The 21,497-nt window shown below is 39.7% G+C and carries 18 protein-coding genes and 1 pseudogene; 13 read left to right on the top strand and 6 right to left on the bottom strand.

From position 1 onward, the window contains the following. Nucleotides 1-18: 18 nt before the first annotated feature. Nucleotides 19-1,578, bottom strand: coding sequence for a DUF4435 domain-containing protein (locus C4S38_RS02240; protein WP_103982373.1), 1,560 nt, complete (start codon nt 1,576-1,578; stop codon nt 19-21). A gap of 227 nt (nt 1,579-1,805) precedes the next feature. On the opposite strand from C4S38_RS02240, the gene C4S38_RS02245 reads away from it, so the two are divergent. Genes C4S38_RS02245 through C4S38_RS02275 form a run of 7 tightly spaced genes read left to right on the top strand, consistent with a single transcriptional unit; the run spans nt 1,806 to nt 11,302 of the window. Continuing rightward, nucleotides 1,806-4,139 (top strand): glucuronyl esterase domain-containing protein, encoded by a 2,334-nt coding sequence (locus tag C4S38_RS02245; RefSeq protein WP_103982374.1) that lies wholly within the window; start codon nt 1,806-1,808, stop codon nt 4,137-4,139. Between the two features lie 33 nt (nt 4,140-4,172). Beyond that, nucleotides 4,173-5,513, top strand: coding sequence for a Gfo/Idh/MocA family oxidoreductase (locus C4S38_RS02250; protein ID WP_103982375.1), 1,341 nt, complete (start codon nt 4,173-4,175; stop codon nt 5,511-5,513). Between the two features lie 30 nt (nt 5,514-5,543). Beyond that, the gene (locus tag C4S38_RS02255; protein ID WP_103982376.1) at nt 5,544-6,875 is read left to right on the top strand and encodes a sugar MFS transporter; all 1,332 of its coding nucleotides are present in this window, start codon (nt 5,544-5,546) and stop codon (nt 6,873-6,875) included. A gap of 1 nt (nt 6,876) precedes the next feature. Then, a complete protein-coding gene (gene nagA, locus C4S38_RS02260; protein WP_103982377.1) occupies nt 6,877-8,070 on the top strand; it encodes an N-acetylglucosamine-6-phosphate deacetylase in 1,194 nt (397 codons plus the stop codon). 8 nt (nt 8,071-8,078) lie between these two features. Continuing rightward, on the top strand, nt 8,079-8,870 hold the full coding sequence (locus tag C4S38_RS02265; protein WP_103982378.1) for a glucosamine-6-phosphate deaminase: 792 nt from the start codon (nt 8,079-8,081) through the stop codon (nt 8,868-8,870). Continuing rightward, nucleotides 8,867-9,871: a Gfo/Idh/MocA family protein gene (locus C4S38_RS02270; RefSeq protein ID WP_103982379.1), complete on the top strand. Its 1,005-nt coding sequence runs from the start codon at nt 8,867-8,869 to the stop codon at nt 9,869-9,871. Before C4S38_RS02265 ends, C4S38_RS02270 begins: the two co-directional genes overlap by 4 nt. A 33-nt stretch (nt 9,872-9,904) precedes the next feature. Further along, nucleotides 9,905-11,302, top strand: a complete 1,398-nt coding sequence (locus tag C4S38_RS02275; RefSeq protein WP_103982380.1) for a putative oxidoreductase C-terminal domain-containing protein — start codon at nt 9,905-9,907, stop codon at nt 11,300-11,302. A gap of 93 nt (nt 11,303-11,395) precedes the next feature. Here C4S38_RS02275 and gadC read toward each other — a convergent pair whose 3' ends face one another. After that, nucleotides 11,396-12,892, bottom strand: a complete 1,497-nt coding sequence (gene gadC, locus C4S38_RS02280; RefSeq protein WP_103982381.1) for a putative glutamine/gamma-aminobutyrate antiporter GadC — start codon at nt 12,890-12,892, stop codon at nt 11,396-11,398. A 232-nt stretch (nt 12,893-13,124) separates the two neighbouring features. Here gadC and C4S38_RS02285 point away from each other — a divergent pair, with 232 nt between their 5' ends. Continuing rightward, nucleotides 13,125-13,892 (top strand): potassium channel family protein, encoded by a 768-nt coding sequence (locus C4S38_RS02285; RefSeq protein ID WP_099465730.1) that lies wholly within the window; start codon nt 13,125-13,127, stop codon nt 13,890-13,892. 259 nt (nt 13,893-14,151) lie between these two features. Here the strand turns inward: C4S38_RS02285 and glsA are convergent, their stop codons facing one another. Together glsA and C4S38_RS02295 are read right to left on the bottom strand one after the other, a co-directional pair. Next, on the bottom strand, nt 14,152-15,114 hold the full coding sequence (gene glsA, locus C4S38_RS02290) for a glutaminase A (protein WP_103982382.1): 963 nt from the start codon (nt 15,112-15,114) through the stop codon (nt 14,152-14,154). 3 nt (nt 15,115-15,117) lie between these two features. Continuing rightward, on the bottom strand, nt 15,118-16,560 hold the full coding sequence (locus C4S38_RS02295) for a glutamate decarboxylase (RefSeq protein WP_103982383.1): 1,443 nt from the start codon (nt 16,558-16,560) through the stop codon (nt 15,118-15,120). 207 nt (nt 16,561-16,767) lie between these two features. Between C4S38_RS02295 and C4S38_RS02300 the strand changes: the two genes are divergently transcribed. From C4S38_RS02300 to C4S38_RS15770, 3 genes are all read left to right on the top strand, one after another. Next, nucleotides 16,768-17,991, top strand: a complete 1,224-nt coding sequence (locus tag C4S38_RS02300) for an MFS transporter (protein WP_103982384.1) — start codon at nt 16,768-16,770, stop codon at nt 17,989-17,991. Nucleotides 17,992-18,005: 14 nt separating this feature from the next. Further along, a complete protein-coding gene (locus C4S38_RS02305; RefSeq protein WP_103982385.1) occupies nt 18,006-18,923 on the top strand; it encodes a DMT family transporter in 918 nt (305 codons plus the stop codon). 66 nt (nt 18,924-18,989) lie between these two features. Further along, nucleotides 18,990-19,142 (top strand): hypothetical protein, encoded by a 153-nt coding sequence (locus tag C4S38_RS15770; RefSeq protein ID WP_158228549.1) that lies wholly within the window; start codon nt 18,990-18,992, stop codon nt 19,140-19,142. A 66-nt stretch (nt 19,143-19,208) separates the two neighbouring features. Here C4S38_RS15770 and C4S38_RS16245 read toward each other — a convergent pair. Beyond that, nucleotides 19,209-19,373, bottom strand: a pseudogene (locus tag C4S38_RS16245) (pyridoxine 5'-phosphate oxidase C-terminal domain-containing protein); the annotation flags it as partial. Further along, nucleotides 19,366-19,866, bottom strand: coding sequence for a GNAT family N-acetyltransferase (locus C4S38_RS02315; RefSeq protein WP_103982386.1), 501 nt, complete (start codon nt 19,864-19,866; stop codon nt 19,366-19,368). The gene C4S38_RS02315 and the pseudogene C4S38_RS16245, both read right to left, overlap by 8 nt. Nucleotides 19,867-20,022: 156 nt before the next feature. Here C4S38_RS02315 and C4S38_RS02320 point away from each other — a divergent pair, with 156 nt between their 5' ends. Together C4S38_RS02320 and C4S38_RS02325 are read left to right on the top strand one after the other, a co-directional pair. Then, nucleotides 20,023-20,613 (top strand): hypothetical protein, encoded by a 591-nt coding sequence (locus tag C4S38_RS02320; protein ID WP_099465723.1) that lies wholly within the window; start codon nt 20,023-20,025, stop codon nt 20,611-20,613. Between the two features lie 3 nt (nt 20,614-20,616). Beyond that, nucleotides 20,617-21,495 (top strand): DUF2764 domain-containing protein, encoded by an 879-nt coding sequence (locus tag C4S38_RS02325; RefSeq protein ID WP_103982387.1) that lies wholly within the window; start codon nt 20,617-20,619, stop codon nt 21,493-21,495. Nucleotides 21,496-21,497 lie beyond the last annotated feature (2 nt).

Raw genomic sequence — 21,497 nt, forward strand, 5'->3', positions numbered from 1 at the left:
CCCTTTTAGGATAACTTTTTATATTCCTAAAGATTCTTTAATGGCTGTACGGATGGCTTTTGCATCTTCTTTATTCTCTTTAAGAATTGAAAGGATGAGATTCAAATAACTTTCTTTATTGTTTATGCCACAAATGTTGCATAATTTACTTTGCGGCAACATCCCTTTTTGATTATAAACCCTGAGTATATTTTTATAATCTCTATTGATAATGTATTGAACAAATTCTTTTTTGATATTGTCGTATATTTCTTGTACATGGATGTTTAGCCGTATGTCTTCTACGTGTTCAGACAGTTGTTCGATTGTTGTTATTTTGCGGTCTACAGTTGTTTCTAATTTTTTTCTTACCCTATGTTTGGCATGAAGGATAACTTGCGATTCTAAATCTTTTTCAAATAGTTTAATGACATTTTCTTTTACTTGCATGAATACATCGTCCTGATCTTTCATTAAACGGTGTGCTACTGTTTTAATAACTTCTTCAATCATCAACAGGTTTTCTACCTCTGCTACATCCGGAACATATATATGTTGTTCGTGCAGATAGTTTATTTCTCCTTGTGTCCGACGATCACGGTCTACGATCCCTTTACTTTCCAAGGTATGGAAATCTTTCAATTGCCCGAAAGCTTTGGTTGTTTCTATGACTTTTTGGCATCCTCCCATTGGCTTAACCGTATAATCAGGAAAGATAAGAGGATATAATCTGCTATCAATACTGTTTGTGTCTGTCCCTTCTATAAAAAGGATAGGTTTGCGACTTCCTAATATTTCCATGTAAACTTCTTCGGGGAAACTCTCATTACTTTCAATTAGCTCGTAATCCCATATTTGTGCATCGGCATTATAAGATCGTATCCATATTCGCTTACTGTCCCGGCGTGAGGTGGCAAAATCTATATCATGCGTAAGATATACATAGGTACAGTCTGGCCGCATTGCTTCAATCTCATCCCATAGAAGGTTTTTAATAGAGTTGTGCAATAAAGTTTCCGGTTCTTCAATAATTAATAATGAATTAGGGCGGGAGCATAGGATTGCACCAATCAGATAGAATACTAGTTTTTCGCCATCGCTCATCCTTCCTGCTGTATATGAATTGCTGTCTTTGCTGGTAGATGCTAATTCAATGAAGCCGGATTTGCGAACTAGTCGGTTATGTGGGAACATTTTCTCCCATATTTTCTGTATCTGATCTATTTTTGTGACAGGAGGAATGAGTTCCCGGTTTGTTTTACATTCTTCTTTATAATTAACTGCAGCTTCAAACTCTTCACTTTGCAAGCGCAAAATAAGTTTTTCATATTCCGAAAGACGAGGCATAAAAAGTCTTTCTGTAATCATTGATTGCAGATGAGAGAATTCGTTGCCCTCTTCTAAAATGGTATCACTTGTTCCGCTGATAAATAAAGCGTGTAAACCGGAGATTTCTTTTGCTTGGTCTCCATATATGTTAAGTAGTTTTTTTCCGAAAGAACTTTTGCCGGCTCCATTGGTGCCTATTACAACTAGTACTTTTGTGTCAAATGAAATAGGTTCTTGTGTATTTAGTTTTTGAGGGAGTGTTAGTTCCATGATATCCCGGTATTATAAGATTATTTATTTCTCAAAAGTATATAATTTTTTTGATATTCAATTGTGAAAACATTTTATAAACGTTATATTCGGGCTATGTATTGGTATCTGAGATAATAAAAAAAGACGTTTTATGAAGGTAGCTAGGCGTAATTTGAGTAACACATGAGTATATAAACCTTTATCTTTGATAATCGAAAATATGTCAACCTTGAATTAATCATTGTATGTCTAAAAGAATAATAATATTCGCTCTTGTTAGTATGTTGTATGCTACGTGTTCTGCGTTATATGCACAAAGTCCTGCTGAACAAGAACGTCGTGAGCAGTACTTAAAAGAGATACTTGCTATAAATGTCCCGGAAGATCATCGGGCAAACATAAGCCGGCGCATAACTATACAGGATAGTACATGGCTTGATTGGTTGCATCGTACCGGAGAATTGCCGCCGGATTTTCAAAATATGGTATCTGTTCCGTTTTTACCTGAACCTTTGGTGATGGATAAGAATGGTAAGCAGGTAAATATTACCTCAATAGATCAATGGCAGGTGAAAAGGAACGATATAAAAGATAAATACCAATATTGGGTATCAGGCCATCGCCCACCGGCTCCGTCGTCTTTTCAATCTGTAATCTTGTCTGAACATAAAGAGGGAGGCGTACTTATCCAGATGATAGAGATGCGTTTTGGTCCTTCCAATAAGGCTAAAATGACAATAGAATTAATGATTCCGGATGGAGATCGTCCGCTTCCTGTTTATATGACACAATGGTCGCACCGTAATTGGGCGCAATTGGCGGTTGAACGCGGATACATAGCCTGTGTTTATGCTGCTGCCGATAAAAAAGATGATACGCAAGATTATCAGGAAATATATCCCGATTATGACTTTACCTGTCTGATGCGTAGAGCATGGGGAGCTTCACGTGTGGTAGATTATTTGTATACCCGTCCGGAAGTAGACAAGGGAAAAATTGCTATTACCGGACATTCCCGTAATGGCAAACAATCATTATGGGCGGCAGCGTTTGATGATCGTATAACAGCCGTTATTACAAGTAGCTGTGGTACGGGAGGGATAACTCCATGGCGCTTTAGCGACCCACAATATTGTAATCAAACGCTGGATGATATAACGGCCAATGCTGCGCATTGGTTCCATCCCCGGTTACGTTTTTTCTTTGGACGGGAAGATAAGTTGCCGGTAGACCAGAATCTAATGATTTCTTTGATAGCACCCCGTCCTTTATTATTTCAATATTCGATAGTAGAGGAACAATTGAACCCGTGGGCGAATGAACAATGTTACCAGTCAGTAAAGAAAGTGTATGATTTCTTGAAGGCTGATAATAAGATAGCCGTATATGCCCGGTTAGGAGAACATGCTGCTATGGCTCGCGATTTGGAAAGAGGTTTGGACTTTCTGGACATACAATTCGGCAGGAAGCAGTATCCTTGGGTAAACAATCTTTATTTCGATTTTACTTTTGATAAATGGGCAAAGACTCATCAGGCTGAAAAGCAAACGAAAAACCAGATACATCCGGTAATATTACAATCAGAATATAGGGACACTATCGCATTTTTATCAGACAAAAAACTTATTCAGCATCATATTGATTGGTTATTAGGTACTAAACCTCCTCAGGTCAAACCTGTAGAGATTGTTCCCGTTCCAAGTTTTGAAACAGATTGGATAGGATGGATTACCAAACGTCCGGTTGTTCCTAATGCTGATATAATGCATATAGCACCTTATACGGCTATGGGAAATCATATGTGTGGAAACCTGTATGTCCCTAAAAACAGGAAAAAGGATGCTAAGCTGCCTGTTATAATATACCTGCATTCGTATTCGTATGCGCATGGATATGCGCATGGATATAACAAAGACCTGACTGGTAGGGGAAACAGCCATTTATTCCAGCATCTTATAGATAAAGGATTTGCTGTTTTGGCAATTGACATGTTCGGATTTGGTACTCGTATGCTGGAAGCACAATATTTTTATGACCGGTTCTCTGAATGGAGTAAAATGGGAAAGATGGTTGAAGATGTTAAATACTGTGTTGATGCTGTAGACGCATTTTCGTTTCTTGATAATAAAAACATATTTATTTTAGGAAATACTATTGGTGGTACTGTTGGTATGATAGCCGCAGCACAGGATGTCCGTATTGCCGGGGTAGCTGCAGTAGCTTCTGTTACTCCATGGAGAACTAGCAATAAACAGTATGCAAGTATTCGTAGTTATGCCGATGCTCATGGATTTATTCCTCGTTTGGGATGGTTTGTAGATGAACCGGGAAAAGTTCCGGCAGATTATGCTGAAATTATGGCTTGCATAGCGCCACGTCCATTGATGATTGTTGCACCGGCGTTGGACAGATATGAAGATGAAAAGGCTGTACAATCCTGTATCGATGCTGTATCTAATTTATATGATATATATGGAAAAAAGGAATCACTTAATGTGCAAAAGCCTTTGGATATAAATAGAATATCTTGGGAGATGACAGATCAAATAGCAGACTTTTTTCAACAACAGATAAAATAGAAATAATAAACTAATATTTAATACCAAGAAAACATGACAACAAGGCGTAATTTTATTAAGAAGGCAGCTGTTGGAACAGCAATGCTATCATTTGGAGGCGTACTGGAAGGTTTTAGTGCCAAGAGTTATAATAATATTGTTGGAGCAAATGACAAGATAAGAGTCGGGGCTATAGGAGTTAATTCAAGAGGGCTTGCTCTGGCTTCTAACTTTGCTAAACAGGAAGGTTGTGAAGTTAACCATGTATGTGATGTTGACAGCCGGGCTATCCAGAAGTGTGCTTCAGCTATCCAGAAGATAGCAGGAAATAAAGTGAAGACAGACAAAGATCTTCGTAAGATGTTAGAATCTAAAGATATGGATGCAGTCATTATTGCAACTCCTGATCATTGGCATGCACCGGCTGCTTTGCTGGCTATGCAAGCCGGTAAAAATGTATACCTGGAAAAACCCTGTAGCCATTCTCCGGAAGAAGGGGAAATATTAGTTAGTGGAGCCCAGAAGTATAACAAATTATTACAAATGGGTAATCAACGTCGTTCGTGGCCGAATGTACAAGAAGGTATTCGGGAGTTGAAGAACGGGATTATCGGTAAAGTTTATTACGGAAAGAGCTGGTATACGAACAATCGTCCGTCTATTGGTATTGGTAAAGAGGTTGCAGTTCCTGACTGGTTGGATTGGGAATTATGGCAAGGCCCGGCTCCCCGTGTAGCCTATAAAGATAATGTTGTTCACTATAACTGGCACTGGTTCTGGCGTTGGGGTACAGGTGAAGCATTGAATAACGGAACTCACATGGTGGATATTCTTCGTTGGGGTATGGAGTTGGATTACCCTACAAAAGTCACATCTGTTGGTGGACGCTATTGTTATAATGACGACTGGGAAACACCGGATACTCAGATAGTCAATATAGAATTTGGCAATAATAAATGCATGACCTGGGAAGGACGTAGCTGTAATGGTCGTGGAGTAGAAGGCAGTACGGTAGGAGCAATGTTCTACGGAGAAAAAGGTAGCTTACTGATTACTGGAGCCAATGCGTATACTGTATATGATTTGGATGATAAAGTTGTAAAACACGTAAAGAGTCAGATTGCTATTGATCCTCGTAATCTGATGAATCCGGCAGAACAGCTGGATGCTCTTCATATCCAGAATTTCTTCGACGGTATCCGTAAGGGTACTCCATTGAATGCAGATATTCTGTCTGGTCATAAAAGCACATTGTTAGTACAGTTGGGTAATATCGCTCAACGTTCTGGACATATGTTAACCACAGACCATCAGAATGGACGTATTCTGAACGACTGCGAAGCCAATAAATATTGGGGACGTACGTATGAAAAAGGATGGGAAATGAAGTTATAATCATAAATCGAATTAACCTTGAATAAAATTATGTCTGTAGAAAATACTGCACCGATCCACTCAAAGCGAACCATGTACATGGCGATTACTATTGTTGGAATGATGTTTTTTATCTTTGGATTTGTATCCTGGGTGAATGCAATTCTTATTCCGTACTTTAGGATTGCTTGTGAGTTAACTCATTTCCAGTCTTATCTGGTAACATTTTCTTTTTATATAGCCTATCTGGTAATGTCCGTACCGGCTTCATATGTTCTGAAACGAGCCGGCTTTAAGAAAGGAATTATGTATGGTTTCTTTTGTATGGCGGCAGGAGCGTTGTTGTTTGTGCCGGCAGCATTGATGCGTACGTATTTGATTTTTCTGATCGGACTTTTTTCCATAGGAACCGGATTGACTATATTACAAGCTGCGGCAAATCCCTATATTACCATTGTTGGGCCGATAGAAAGTGCGGCGAAGCGAATCAGTATAATGGGTATCTGCAACAAGTTTGCCGGTATTATCGCTCCGCTGATCTTTGCTGCCGTAATCCTGAAAGTCAGTGATGCTGCTGTTTTCGATCAACTGGATGCTGGTTTTTATACGGAAGAAGAGAAAAATCTGGTTCTTGACGATTTGATTTGCCGGGTAATATGGCCATATACTATTCTGAGTGTATTTTTGTTTGCCGTAGGTATATTTATCCGCTATTCGGTATTGCCGGAGATTAATCAGGAGGAAGAAAATAAGGAAGAGGCAAGCTCTGGAGGAACGCACACTTCCATATTCCAGTTTCCGTACTTGATTCTGGGAGCATTTGCTATGTTTCTGCATGTAGGGACACAGGTAATTGCTATTGATACTATTATCGGTTATGCCGGTTCGATGGGAATAAATCTGCTTGAGGCAAAAGTATTTCCTTCATACACACTGACTGCAACAATTTTCGGATATATGCTGGGAATCGTATTGATTCCCAAATATGTATCACAGACACGTGCCTTTCAGTTTTGCTGTATACTTGGATTGATATTCTCTCTTGGTGTGGCTCTATCCACTCATATAGATCTAACTTTGTTCGGCCATGAAGCCAATCTTTCTATCTGGTTCCTTGTCGGATTGGGATTTCCCAACTCACTGATATATGCCGGAATATGGCCTCTTTCTATCAAAGGATTAGGACGTTTCACCAAGATTGGTTCGTCTTTGTTGGTAATGGGATTATGCGGTAATGCTGTACTTCCGTTGGCATACGGTCATTTGGCAGATATGTTTTCCATACGGCATGCTTATTGGATATTGACACCATGCTATCTTTATCTGATCTTTTTTGCCGTATATGGACATAAGATTAAATCATGGTCATTCAAAACTAGATGAGATGAATAAAATAACAATTATAAAGAATGGAAAAATACTTCTTCCTGACGGTACAATCAGTAGGGAGGACCTTGCTTATTCTGATGGTAAAATTATAGAACTGAAGGATACCGTAAATAGCGTTTGTACTATAGACTATATAGATGCAAATGGTAATTATGTAGTACCGGGTTTTATTGATATGCATACGCATGGAGCCGGAGGATATGATTTTATGGATGCAACTCCCGAGGCTTATCTTGGTGCTGCCGAGATGCATGCTAAACATGGCACTACGGCTTTGTTACCAACAACGCTTACCAGTACAAATGAAGAATTGTTCCATACTTTTGAAATATACAATCACGTAAAACCACTAAATAAGAAGGGGGCAACCTTCCTGGGACTGCATCTGGAAGGCCCCTACTTCTCTTATAACCAACGAGGAGCACAGGACCCTAAATATTTACGGAATCCGTCTCCTGAAGAGTATATGAAGATTCTGGATGCAACAGACGACATTATTCGTTGGAGTCTGGCTCCTGAATTGGATGGAGCTATGGAATTTGGACGAATATTACGGTCCAGGAATATTTTGCCTTCTATAGCACATACGGATGCTATTTATGAAGAAACTTTACAGGCATTTGACGCAGGCTTTACTCATGTTACACATTTTTATTCATGTATGTCTTCTGTAACGCGTAGAAATGCATATAGATATGCAGGAGTTGTTGAGGCTGCTTATATGGTAGATGACATGACTGTTGAAATTATTGCAGACGGTGTGCATCTTCCTAAAAGCCTTCTTCAATTTGTTTGCAAGTTCAAAGGGCCGGACAAGATAGCATTGGTGACAGATTCAATGAGAGGAGCAGGCATGCCTGATGGACCATCTGTTTTAGGAAGTTTGCAAGGAGGACAACCTGTCATTATTGAAGATGGAGTTGCAAAACTACCAGACCGGACAGCATTCGCAGGAAGTGTTGCAACGGCAGATCGCTTGGTAAGAACAATGATACAAGTTGCAGAAATCCCGTTTGCCCAAGCAATTCGAATGATTACCTCTACGCCTGCGCGTATCTTGCGAATAGATGAACGGAAAGGTTCTTTAGCTATAGGTAAAGATGCCGATATTGTTATCTGTGATGAAAATATTAATATCAAGTCAACTATAATAGAAGGAAATGTCGTATATAATATTTTAAAACCATAAAAACTACAATGAATTTTACAAAAGATGAGTTGACGGTTGAGATTTATTCCACCCGCCGGGAAATGGGAGAAAGTGCTGCTAAGGAAGTTTCATCCTGCATACATAAGTTATTACAGGAAAAGGATGAAATTAATATGATATTTGCTGCTGCCCCTTCCCAAAATGAATTTTTAGAGGCATTGACTGCCGATACCACTATTGAATGGACCAAAATTAACGCTTTCCATATGGATGAGTACATCGGGTTAAAACAAGATGCACCACAAGGCTTTGGCAATTTTTTAAAAGAGCGGTTGTTCGACCGTATACCTTTTAAGAGTGTGAGCTACATTGACGGGCAGACAACTTTACCTCACGTTGAGTGTGCCCGTTATTCCAAGTTGTTGAAAGATTACCCTGTAGATATTGTCTGCCTCGGAATAGGAGAGAACGGGCATATCGCATTTAACGATCCACATGTGGCAGATTTTAATGATCCCCGTTTGGTGAAAGTTGTTTCACTTGATGAAAAATGTCGTATGCAGCAAGTTCACGACGGTTGTTTCAGCAACTTGTCCGAAGTGCCTACCCATGCTTTCACACTGACGATACCGGCACTCGTATCTGCCCGGTTTATGTATTGTATTGTACCGGCCAAGACAAAATCGCAGGCCGTTTATAATACAATCAACGGAGAAATTTCCGAAATTTGCCCGGCTTCCATCTTACGACGCAAGCAAGGAGCAACGTTGTATCTGGATGCTGATAGCGCATCTCTTTTAAAACAAGAAATAGTTAAATTAAAAATAAATGCATTATGAAACGTAGAATTCTATCCATTATCATTATAGCATGTCTTGCTATAGGTGTGACTTATGCACAGAAAGTGGTTAAAGTTGGTATTATAGGATTAGATACCTCACATTCACCAGCCTTTATAGGTATGCTGAATAGCAAGAATCCCAAACCGGAGTTTTCAGGTTTTAAAGTTGTGGCTGCTTATCCGTATGGTTCCCGTACTATAGAAAATAGTATGAAGCGTATTCCGGGATATATAGATAAAGCGAAAGAAAATGGCGTTGAGATAGTCAACTCCATTGCAGACCTGCTGAAGAAAGTGGATTGCGTTATGCTTGAAACAAACGATGGAAACTTGCATCTTGAACAAGCTCTTGAAGTCTTGAAAGCTGGCAAAACCTTGTATATAGACAAACCGGTTGCCGCAGACCTTACAGAAACTATTGCCATCTTCATGCTGGCTGATAAATACAAAGTTCCTGTATTCTCTTCTTCTGCTTTGCGCTATGTTCCGCAAAATCAGGATTTGCGTAATGGCAAGTTCGGGAAGATCATGGGAGCAGACTGTTGTTCTCCAGCTCCTGGCGAACCATCTCATACCGACTTTGCATGGTACGGTATACATGGTGTGGAAACTCTTTACACTGTAATGGGTACAGGTTGCAAACAAGTTTCACGTACGTCGGCAAAAGGTACAGATGTTGTAGTTGGTCTTTGGGAAGACGGACGTATCGGTACTTTCCGTGGTATTCGTCAAGGTAAGGATGCTTATGGTGGAACGGCATACTGCGAAGGCGGAAAGGTCCAGGTTGGCGAATATAGCGGATATGAATGCCTGCTGGTTCAGATAGTGAATTTTTTCAAGACAAAAGTTGTTCCTGTTACACCGGAAGAAACTATAGAGATTTTTACATTCATGGAAGCTTCCAACGAAAGCAAACGCCAGGGTGGTTGCCCGGTATCTATGCAGGCTGTTTATGACAAAGCCAGATACGAGGCTGCTAAAATCGTTGCTAAATATTAAGCTGGATAAATAAGTAAAAAGACTTCGGTATTTATGAAATATGCACTATATCTTTTATCAATCCTCTTGTGTGCCTGCAATCCGGCATCGAAGAAGACAGTAGATAATTCCTCTGATCAGAACGGAGAGGTAAGACTGATAACATTAGCTCCCGGCCATTTCCATGCTGCATTAGTACAAAAGGAAGCCTTGGATGGTGTTGATTCTACTGTTTATGTCTATGCACCCGACGGGCCGGAATTGGATAGCCATCTTAAACTTATTCAATCTTACAATAACCGCGAAGAGAAACCTACGCATTGGAACGAAGTTGTTTATCGTGGCAACGACTTCCTGCAAAAAATGCTGCAGGAAAGACAGACTGAGAAAAGTCATAACGTTGTTGTGCTTGCCGGTAATAACCGCGATAAGACCGATTATATCCTGCAAGCTGTATCTGCCGGATTCAATGTCCTTTCGGATAAGCCGATGGCTATAGACAAAGCCAGTTTTGAAAAATTGGAGAAGGCATTTGGGGTAGCAGCTCAAAACAACGTAATGCTCTATGATATAATGACGGAACGCTACGATGTATGGAGTGAGATACAACGCCTTTTGATGCAGAATCCGGAACTTTTCGGTGAACTCGTAGATGGTACGGAGAAGGAACCGGCAGTATCTGTTTCCAGCATACATCATTTTTATAAAGTGGTATCCGGTAAACCGTTGATACGTCCGGTATGGTATTATGATGTAGAGCAGCAAGGCGAAGGTATAGTAGATGTTACAACACACCTGGTAGACCTGATCCATTGGAAGTGTTTCCCCGAACAGATTGTAGATTACAAGAAAGATATACAGCTTCTTTCGGCTAAACATTGGGCAACTCCGTTGTCAAAACAACAATTTACTATGTCTACCGGATTAACTGAGTATCCGGATTTTCTCGGTAAATATGTTTCTGATTCCGTATTGAATGTCTATTCTAACGGCTCTTTTCAATATATGGCAAAAGGTAAGCTGATAGATTTAAGTGTGATATGGAACTTTGAAGCGCCTAAAGGAGCTGGAGATATTCATAAATCTATTATTCGCGGGACGAAAGGAACCATCTCTATTCTCCAGGGAGAAGAGCAAGGATTTGTACCGAAGTTATATATAGAAAGAGATAAAAAGATTAATAAAACCACTTACCGTCAGATGCTGGATCAGGCAATTGCCGACTTGCAGACGGAATACCCGGGAGTAGCCCTTAAAGAGGAGGGGAATCGTTGGGAAATCGTTGTTCCTGTTGAACTTCAGTCGGGACATGAAAAACATTTCTCGTCCGTTATAAGGAAATATCTCGGTTATTTGAATCAAGGGAATATGCCGGAATGGGAAATTCCTAATATGCTTACTAAATATTATCTAACCACAACAGCATTGAGTATGGCAGGGGACTCGAAATAAGTCCATACAACTACCTACGTATTTTATAAAGAAAAAGGATGTGTCCGTGAGGGATACATCCTTTCTTATTTAATAAACAGACATATTTATGTATCAGGCTTTCGGTGCACTCTGAGTACTCTGTGTGTTTTGCGTATTGTTCTCTTCCCAATGGAACGGTTCAAATTGAGAATTAGGATCAACCCATGTCGGTTTCTTGACTGCGTAGATAATAAACGGAGCTGCTACTACAACAATTACTCCGATAAACAATACGGCAAACCATACGGTGTTGTTTCCTGTTGAAATCTGACTCGGCGGGATGAAACTTAATATGAATGCTAATAGTGAACCACAGAATCCAAGTCCGCCGACAATCCACATCAAACCGTTTCCTCCTTTACCAATACGGAAAGGACGGTTTAGTTTCTTCATTTTATAACGCAATGCGATAGCACCGGAGAACATCAACATATACATTATCAGATAAAGGATCACTGTGAGTTGTGACAGGATTTGATAAAAACTTTGTACCGACGGCATAACAACGAACAGTAAACTCAATAAAGTAACTGCTGCGCCTTGTATATACAGAATGTTTTTCTGTACACCTAATTTATTGGTTTTTTGGAAAAATGGAGGAAGATAACCTGCTTTACCAACAGCAAAGATACCTTTGGAAGGACCGGCAACCCATGTCAATACGCCTGCCAATACACCAAATGCTAATGCTATGGCAATGACGGGAGACAGCCATGAAGCGTGTATATATTTGAAATAATTATCGAAACCAACCAGCAAACTTTGTGTTAAGTTGATGTCCTTTTCAGGGATAATAATACCTAATGCGAATGTACCCAGCACGAAAATGATAACTGTGATTAAAGCGCCGATAAATACAGCCTTCGGATAGTTTTTAGAAGGATTATCTACATCTTTCACGTGGATACCACCCATTTCCATACCGGCATAGAACAAGAAGATACTAGCTGCCAGAACCAGGTTATCGAATTTGGAGAAGTCCGGGAAGAAGCTGCCGCTGAAATCCATATTGGAATGTCCCCCGGTTGCCAGATATATAATACCCAGGATAATAAGCAGGGCAGCCGGAATAATTGTACCTACCATGCCACCGACTTTGGCAACTTTACCAACCCAACTTAAACCTTTCAGGGAAATAAAAGTAGCCAACCAGTAAATGATCAATACAATTGCCAGCGTATAATATTTATTATTGGCAAGCAACATATCTTCCGGATGATCCATTCCGATGAAGGCAATAGACACAGCACCGAATGTAAGTACGGTAGGATACCATATCGTACTTTCGATCCATTGCACCCATATTGCAAGAAATCCTAATTTCTTACCGTATGCTTCGCCTACCCATCGGAATACACCACCTTGCTTATCCTGGAACATGGCGGCCAGTTCGGCGGCTACTAAAGAAGTAGGGATCAGGAATACGATTGCGGCGAAAAGATAATAAAATGCCGAACTCAGTCCGTAAACTGCTTCGGCCGGCAGTCCGCGTAAAGATACAACTGCCGTTACGTTCATGATTGCGAGAGTAAACACTCCCAGTTTCACTGCTTTGTTAATATTTGCCATAGATTTATGTTTTTAAAAAGTGAATACAATGTCACTTTGCGTTTAAGTCTGTGGTAATAACAATACAACTCTGGAGATGTTTCATGACGGATTTGTCAAACTTGGTTAATTAACATATTTCGCTGTGGAACAATTTTTCCGATGCTTTTGTTATCGTCATTAATCAGGAAGTCGGGAAGACGAGTAGTTAGCTACAGTCTTCCCGACTTCTTAACTACTAAAAAATAATATAATGAAGATGGCTCTTTATGAAATCGTACTTCGTAAAAAGGGTATTTACGGAGTGTTGCATGTATTGATTTTGCTTATGTCCCTCTTTTTGGTGATAAGCATTTCGCTCGATACATTTAATAATATAGAATTCTACACGCAACCTTCGTACAAGAAGATACAATTGTGGATATGTTTGTTTTTTCTTTTCGATTTCTTTCTTGAATTTTTCTTATCGAAAAATAAAGTGCGTTATATTCGTTCGCATTTTATCTTCTTTCTTGTAGCTATTCCCTACCAGTACATTATTCATTACTTCAAACTTGAATTTTCGCAGGAGGTAAATTACTTCATCCAATTTATTCCTTTGGTAAGAGGTGGATATGCCTTGGCTATTGTAGTTGGCTGGTTATCCTATAATAGAGCATCGGGGTTATTTGTTTCTTATATAACGATGTTGTTTGCCACTGTTTATTTTTCCAGCCTTATTTTCTATGTGCTCGAATTGGGAGTGAACACCGGGGTTCACAATTACGGTGATGCGCTGTGGTGGGCCTTCATGGACGTTACGACTGTAGGATCGAATATTGAGGCCGTAACTACAACCGGACGTATTCTGTCTGTAGTGCTTGCTGCATTGGGTATGATGATGTTCCCAATCTTTACTGTCTACGTTACAAGCATTGTACAGAAAGCAAATGCTCAAAAAATGGAATATTATCAGAATAAAAATGCAGACGAAACCACAAATGCGGGCAAAGACGCTAAACCAAGCCAGCCGGAGAAATAAAAAACACCTTCAGCTATAACGAGCCGTATGTTTCTGACCTTATTTTAATGATCTGCCGACCGTAGAACGAGCGTATTATAATCGTCAGAGTAGTCTGACGGTTTTAAAAGAACGATGTTATTAACTTCGTAGGTATTACGAAACAAGGGCATGAATTAGATTTAACTGTCCCTTTAGTATACAGAGAACGCAGGTAACGCAGACTTCTATTAATAATTAATATAGTCTGCGTTACCTGCGTTCCTTAATTCCGGGCTTTTTATCCAAATACAGCGTGATCTCCGCCAAAGACATTTAATCCCAGCTTGTTCATGATGTACTTAATGGCAAGCTGCGCTTTAACAGAGTTGCCTGATCCGTCTAATGGAGGTGCGAAAGCCGAGATACCGAACTGTCCGGGCAATACGCCCATTACGCCGCCACCTACGCCGGTCTTTGCCGGAATACCGGAGGTATAGAGCCAGTCTCCTGTATGCTCGTAGAAGCCAACGGTAGAAATCAGGGATGTGATTTTGGGCGACAAATCTGCTTCAAATACTTCTTTTTTGGTAACCGGATTTACTCCCTTGTTGGCAACCGTAGCAGCTGCTACAGAAAGTTGCTTGGCTGTAATTCCTAAAGAACATTGGCGTGTATAAAGATCAAGCGACATGTCGGGATCGTCGTAAATACGATTGTAATTCTTCAGCAACCAGGCGATAGAGCGATTGTTGAAGTTCGTTGCCGATTCCGATTTATACAACTCGTCAATCAACTGCGGAGCGCTTCCGCAAAGATCGGTTATGTTGGATACAATGGCATCCCATTTCTTTTTTGCATCACCTACCGGCTGAACCATACTACATGCTGTAATGGCACCTGCATTTACCAATGGAGTAGAAGGGTGGTCGTTTTCCAGCAATATGGCTATGATGGAGTTGAATGGAAGTCCGGTTGCATCGGCTCCGATCATGTCCAGTAGCTTTTGCGCGCCGTACTGACGCAAAACAAGGATGGCGGTATGTACTTTTGATACCGATTCGATACCAAAGCGATACTCCGTATCACCGATTTCGACTGTTTGCCCGTTAAGCAGACAGATGCTGATACCGAAGAGGTTCTTGTCTATATTGGCAAGATAAGGAATATAGTCGGCATTCTTACCGTCCGTGTTGGACTTGAACTGGTTGTATGCCTCCTGTGCAACCTCTTTCAATTGTGCTAATGTTATATGCTTCTCCATAGATTACTTTTTTGTTGAATGCCCTGAACCGGTATGTGTATAGACTTTTCCTTTAATAGGAATATTTTTATCCTGGGCAATACGGGTAGGAGTAGGATATTCCAGTTTTTCAAGTTCTACAATGGCATTCTTAATGTCTCCAAGCAACATGTCGGCCATGTCTCTACTGAATCCCTGGCGTACGACAACACGCATAACTATGTAATTTTCCAGTTTTTCCGGTAATGTGTAAGCAGGAACCATCCAGCCGCTCTGCTGCAATTTATCCTGCAGGTCGTAAAGTGTCCATTTTGCTTTCTGTGCATATTCCGGTTTCAGATACCAAATGAATAGCGGGTTTACAACTTCCTTACTGTAATTAACGAACGGAACCATTTTACCTATTTCATCGTGGATGTATTTGGCAATTTCCAAAGAGTTATACTGTATCTGTTTGTAACCTTCAAATCCCAAACGGATAAATTGGTAATATTGTCCCAGTATCTGTGCAGCCGGACGAGAGAAGTTCAAACCTACCTGTGTAATATTGGCTCCCAGATAATTTACACTGAATGACATTTCATCAGGCAAGTATTGTTTACCTTTCCAGACAACCCAGCCTAACCCCGGATAAACCAATCCGAATTTATGTCCTGACGTACTGATGGAAAGAACCCATTTCAAGCGGAAATCCCATTTTACTTCAGGATTCAGGAATGGTAAAATGAAACCACCGCTGGCAGCATCTACATGGATCGGAATGTCATAACCGGTTTTTGCATTGTAAGCATCAAGGGCTTTGTCAAGGGCTTCCACATCATCGTTCAGACCAGTCCATGTAACACCTTGGATAGGGACGATACAAATGGTGTTTTCATCACACATCTTTAATGCCTCTTCCGGATCAAGCGTTGTTTTGTCCAACGTTAAAGGTACCTGGCGCATTTCTATCTGCCACAACTGTGCGAATTTCTCCCATACAACCTGGAATCCGGCCGAGATAACAAAATTAGGTTTGTCTGTTGGTTTTCCTTGTGCCTGTCTTTTTTTACGCCAGCGCAACCATGCGGCAACACCCCCTAGCATACAAGCTTCGGATGAACCAATGGCCAGTGCGCCTGTTTTCCATTTTTCAGGGTCCGGAGAATTCCAAAGGTTAGCCATTATGTTGATACATTTTGCGTTCATAACAGCAATTCTCGGATATTCCGTTTCGTCGATGTAGTTGATATTGATTGCCTCGTTCATCAATTTGGTTGCATAGTCATCCATGTATGTGGTAACGAAGGTTGCCAAGTTCAAACGTGGCTGTGTTTGTGCGAAGGTTTCGTCTTTTACCATCTGGTACGCAATCTCCGGGGTCGTAGGACCATCAGGTATTTTATCTACCGGAGAGGGATTCAACATCATTTCGGAACCGAAAATTGCCGTTTTGGCATCACCTTTTCTGAAATCTGAGTCTTTCATTTTGATTTAGTTTTTGATGTTAATAATATGTTTGAATCAATGGGAATTTATGTCCCATCGAGCGTTTATAGCCAAACAGATGTCTTTTCCGAATGTTTTGCCGTTTTACATTATTTGGCGTTTTTTAGTGCCGTAGCACACTCGACCGATATATGCAAAACTTTCATCGTATATGATTTGTTTTTCGTAGAATAAATACTGTATCTTATGAAAATACAAACAGGACAGGGAACCATCCCTTTAATCACACTGGTGGGCATATGGTCTATATCAGCCTTAAACGCGTTACCAGGTCTGGCAGTGTCTCCTATCTTGGGGAAATTGGCCGTTATTTTTCCCAAATCGACGGAACTGGATATCCAGATGTTGTCATCGTTGCCTTCCTTATTGATTATTCCATTCATTATTTTGGCTGGTAAACTGAATGAGAAAGTAAATACGATATGGCTGTTGCAATCAGGACTGATTATTTTTGCACTTAGCGGTGTGTTATATTTGCTGTCTGATAAAATGTGGCAATTAATTGCAGTCAGTGCATTGATGGGAATAGGTTCGGGGTTGATAGTACCTTTATCGACAGGATTGATCTCTAAGTTTTTTATCGGGGCGTATCGTACGAAACAATTTGGGTTAAGTTCTGCTATTACAAACGTTACATTGGTAATAGCAACGATTGTTACCGGCTATCTTGCCGAAATTAACTGGCATCTGCCATTTGCCGTATATTTGTTGCCTATCGTTTCCATTGTCCTGTCGTTTTATTTAAAGAATAATATGGACAAGGTGGAACCGGCTACGGTTTCCGAAAAAACGACGGCAATACCATCCGGTCAGGTGGTTATAGAAGGTAAACTCGGAGTAGATATAAAGAAGCTGATCCAGATTATGCTTTTCTACGGGTTAGCTACTTACTTGGTTATAATCATTAGTTTTAACCTGCCTTTCCTGATGAAGGAGTATAAGTTTACGAGTGGCAATTCGGGACTGATGATTTCGTTGTTCTTTTTGGCTATTATGGCACCGGGCCTTATGCTGAACCAGATAGTAGGCTTGCTCAGGAATAAGACGAAGTTTTACAGTTTGCTGAGTATTGCTGTAGGGATGGCCTTGATAGTAGTTTCGCGAACCGAGTGGTTGATTGGTTTGGGATGTATTTTAATAGGATTGGGATATGGTGTTATCCAGCCGATTGCTTATGATAAAACTACGCGGACGGCTATTCCGAAAAAAGTGACTTTGGCGCTTGCGTTTGTCATGTCAATGAATTATCTGGCTATTTTATCATGCCCGTTCATTATCGATTTTTTCCAGTCGATGTTTGATATAAAATCCCAACAGTTTGCTTTTATTTTTAATGGATGTATTGCACTTATTGCGGCTGTCTTTGCTTATGTAAAACGAGATTCATTCTTATTTGATGATAAATTATAAAACAAGTATAAACAGTGAAGAATAAAAAGTTAGAAGCGAATATCAGTATGGTTGTCGGTAAGACATTCAGCGGTTTGAACATGAATGCCTTGAAGTATTTATTGCCGTTTTGGTTGAGTCCTCTGCTGGGGGCTACTTTGCGGTGTGTATTTGCAGCGGTGGCATTTTGGATCATAGGGTTGTTTATGAAAAAAGAACCGGCTTCATCGAAAGATAAAGTAATGTTGTTTCTTTTAGGGGCGATCGGAATATATGGTTTTATGTTCCTTTACCTGATAGGATTAAGTAAAACTACACCCGTGTCGAGTTCTATATTCACCAGTCTGCAACCGATATGGGTGTTTGTAATCATGGTCCTGTTTTATAGAGAGAAGGTTACATTTATGAAGATTTTAGGCATTGCCGTTGGATTGGGAGGTGCCTTGCTTTGTATTCTGACGCAAAAAAGTGATGATTTGGCAGCGGATGCATTTAATGGGAATATGCTATGTCTGGCAAGTTCTGTTTTTTATGCCGTATATCTGGTGTTAAGTAAACGGGTTTTAATGTCGGTGGATATGATAACGATGCTACGTTATACATTTACGGGAGCTGCATTTTCCAGTTTAATCATTTTACCTTTTTATGGGTTCGAGGCACGTTTGTTTTCGGATGCATTTCAATGGTGGCCATTTGTTGTGTTGATGTTTGTACTTATATTTCCAACTGTACTGACCTATTTCCTTGTTCCTGTCGGGTTAGAATATTTGAGTACGACATTGGTTGCCATTTATGGTTATTTGATACTGATTGTGGCAACTATAACTTCTTTACTTTTAGGTCAGGATCGTTTTAGCTGGATGCAAACGACAGCTATTTTGCTAATATGTTTTGGCGTTTATTTAGTAGAAATTGCTGAAGGAAAAGAGAAAAAAGCTGCAAATCTTTCTTAAAGGCAGGAACTAATTGTATATACAAAAATGTTACTGTGTTAGTATTAACTATAAAACGGATCTGCTATGAACAGAGAAAAAGCAAGAAGGAAGATGTTGAAGTACCGGTTAGCTTTGGGGGAACCTACAAACGATAAATTGGCAGTTATATATTCCGTAAAGGTAACGACTATACGGATTGTAGATTATCCTAAAAAGACAACTGATGCCAAGAAATAAAAAACATCCCGATGATTTTATAAAATGTTCCCGATGATTTGTACAAATCATCGGGAACATTTTTTCTTATGGAGCCAACCTTTCAATCTTCCACGTTTTATCGTCTCCATTCTGAGTGTATAAAATGCGGTCATGCCTGCTTTGTATTACTTGGCTTTGTGGAGAAATCCGGACACCTATTCTACTTTTATAGGGTCTGTTGGCAAAGTAAGTATCAGATTCTTCAAGGGAGCTTCATTATCATAATAAAGTCGTTCATATAGTAACCGTTTCCGATATGGTGGTCGCGGATTGCGACTTCTTCAAATCCCATATGTTTGTAAAAGTTGACAGCCGGATTATGCCGGTTTACATATAATTCTATGGTAAAAGGGGTAGAACAGATGCTTTTCAGATAAGCAATGCCTTGTTCTATGATATATCTCCCTATGCCACTTCCGTGGGTTTCGGGTAGCGAGTATATTTTTTGAAAATTAAATAAATCATTTTCTTTTTTCTCGATAGATAAATAGCCTGCCGGTTCATCGTCTTTGAATATGATGAAAAACTGGTGATGTAATTCGTTCATTTGTTTGAGGATATTTTCCGGTGCATACATCATGTCAAACATGTAATCCAACTGTTCTTTGGATAGAATACTTCCATAAGTGTTTCCCCAAGTACGGAAAGCCAGGGAACGAATTGTTAAACAATCGTCTGTTGTTGCTTTTTTAATTGAGAACATATTATATTTATTTTAAACGAACAAATGTACAAATTAAAATAAATGGGACTGCATTTTAGCTTGATTTCACATTTAAAATGAGGTTTATTCAAGGAAAAGAATATCTTTGTGGGCGTTTACTATAAGTGAAAATATAATTTATAATATAAGTAGGAAATGGATACAAAAATTCAGGAACTGACCGACAAAATCTACCAAGAAGGAGTAGAGAAAGGGAATGAAGAAGCTGGACGGATTATTGCAGATGCTAATTCACAGAAGCAAACTATTATAAGTGAAGCAGAAGCAGAAGCAAAACGCATAGTTGCCGCCGCTGAAAAACAGGCTTCCGAATTGAAGAAAAACACGGAAGCAGAGTTAAAATTATTTGCTACCCAATCTGTTGAGGCGCTAAAGAGTGAAGTGGCAAACCTCATTACAGGAGAAATCGTTTCCTCAAATGTGAAAGCGGCTGTTTCTGATAAGGCATTTATGCAAAAAGTAATCCTTGATATGACAAAAGAATGGGTGCAAAATGAAGCTCTTACTATTCAGACAAATGATGCGGATGCACTTGCCAAATATTTTGAAACTAATGCTAAAGACTTGCTAAATAAAGGTGTCAAGATAGAGAAAGTAAACGGTAAAGAAACCTCATTCGCAATTATTCCGGCTGACGGCTCCTATAAAGTAACCTTTGGTGAAGAGGAGTTTGTGACATTCTTCAAGGAATTTCTTCGTCCGCAGTTGGTAGAAATGTTATTCTAAATTATGAGTAAGTATTATTACTTAATAGCCGGACTCCCCAATATTGCATTAGATGATAGCAAACTGACTTATTCTGTTGCCGAATTCAGGCAAGAGATTGATAATCAATTGTCTGATGCTGACAGGAAATTGATTGATCTGTTTTTTCTCAAGTATGAGAATCTGAACGTGATTAATCATGCCAAATATCCGGACAGAGACCCTGATCCTCGGGGAAGGATTACGTACGACGAATTCAACGAACTTTATAAGGCGTTGAAAGAAGAAGAAAAACCTCCTAAAAACAATAACATACCTTCTTATTTCGTTGAATTTTTCAAGCTTTATTTGGCAGAAGAAGCTAAGGAAAATAAAGGAGAAAAGGAGTATATTTCGTGGGAAGACCGTTTGGCTGCTCTATATTATTCATACGCGATGGATTGCGGGAATGCTTTTGTAAGAGAGTGGTTTGAACTTAACCTGAATATAAACAATATGCTAACGGCCATTACTTGCCGTAAATATGGTTTTGATAAGGCGGGTTATATCGTGGGGCATAATGACGTTGCAGAAAGTATTCGTACTTCTAATGCGCGCGATTTCGGATTAGGCGATACTATAGATTATTTACCCGAACTACAGCGGATAGCAGAAGAATCGGATCTTATAGTACGTGAAAAAAAAGTAGATATTCTGAAATGGAAATGGCTTGACGATAACACGTTTTTTAAAACGTTTGATATAGAAAGTGTATTTGCTTATCTGTTGAAGCTGGAAATGATAGAACGTTGGGTAACTTTGGATAAAAATACAGGCGAGAAAACGTTCCGTGAAATAATAGGCGCAATGAAGAAGGGAAGTGAAAATGCGTTGGAAGAATTTAAAAGAAACAATAATAAATAATT

Origin of the sequence: Parabacteroides chinchillae (assembly GCF_900108035.1) — a bacterium.
GTDB classification, from domain to species: domain Bacteria; phylum Bacteroidota; class Bacteroidia; order Bacteroidales; family Tannerellaceae; genus Parabacteroides; species Parabacteroides chinchillae.

What these genes read in the sequence shown, in the direction of transcription:
- C4S38_RS02240 (WP_103982373.1), bottom strand. Translation starts at nt 1,578, where the DNA reads ATGGAACTAACACTCCCTCAAAAACTAAATACACAAGAACCTATTTCA.
- C4S38_RS02245 (WP_103982374.1), top strand. Translation starts at nt 1,806, where the DNA reads ATGTCTAAAAGAATAATAATATTCGCTCTTGTTAGTATGTTGTATGCT.
- C4S38_RS02250 (WP_103982375.1), top strand. Translation starts at nt 4,173, where the DNA reads ATGACAACAAGGCGTAATTTTATTAAGAAGGCAGCTGTTGGAACAGCA.
- C4S38_RS02255 (WP_103982376.1), top strand. Translation starts at nt 5,544, where the DNA reads ATGTCTGTAGAAAATACTGCACCGATCCACTCAAAGCGAACCATGTAC.
- nagA (WP_103982377.1), top strand. Translation starts at nt 6,877, where the DNA reads ATGAATAAAATAACAATTATAAAGAATGGAAAAATACTTCTTCCTGAC.
- C4S38_RS02265 (WP_103982378.1), top strand. Translation starts at nt 8,079, where the DNA reads ATGAATTTTACAAAAGATGAGTTGACGGTTGAGATTTATTCCACCCGC.
- C4S38_RS02270 (WP_103982379.1), top strand. Translation starts at nt 8,867, where the DNA reads ATGAAACGTAGAATTCTATCCATTATCATTATAGCATGTCTTGCTATA.
- C4S38_RS02275 (WP_103982380.1), top strand. Translation starts at nt 9,905, where the DNA reads ATGAAATATGCACTATATCTTTTATCAATCCTCTTGTGTGCCTGCAAT.
- gadC (WP_103982381.1), bottom strand. Translation starts at nt 12,892, where the DNA reads ATGGCAAATATTAACAAAGCAGTGAAACTGGGAGTGTTTACTCTCGCA.
- C4S38_RS02285 (WP_099465730.1), top strand. Translation starts at nt 13,125, where the DNA reads ATGAAGATGGCTCTTTATGAAATCGTACTTCGTAAAAAGGGTATTTAC.
- glsA (WP_103982382.1), bottom strand. Translation starts at nt 15,114, where the DNA reads ATGGAGAAGCATATAACATTAGCACAATTGAAAGAGGTTGCACAGGAG.
- C4S38_RS02295 (WP_103982383.1), bottom strand. Translation starts at nt 16,560, where the DNA reads ATGAAAGACTCAGATTTCAGAAAAGGTGATGCCAAAACGGCAATTTTC.
- C4S38_RS02300 (WP_103982384.1), top strand. Translation starts at nt 16,768, where the DNA reads ATGAAAATACAAACAGGACAGGGAACCATCCCTTTAATCACACTGGTG.
- C4S38_RS15770 (WP_158228549.1), top strand. Translation starts at nt 18,990, where the DNA reads ATGAACAGAGAAAAAGCAAGAAGGAAGATGTTGAAGTACCGGTTAGCT.
- C4S38_RS02315 (WP_103982386.1), bottom strand. Translation starts at nt 19,866, where the DNA reads ATGTTCTCAATTAAAAAAGCAACAACAGACGATTGTTTAACAATTCGT.
- C4S38_RS02320 (WP_099465723.1), top strand. Translation starts at nt 20,023, where the DNA reads ATGGATACAAAAATTCAGGAACTGACCGACAAAATCTACCAAGAAGGA.
- C4S38_RS02325 (WP_103982387.1), top strand. Translation starts at nt 20,617, where the DNA reads ATGAGTAAGTATTATTACTTAATAGCCGGACTCCCCAATATTGCATTA.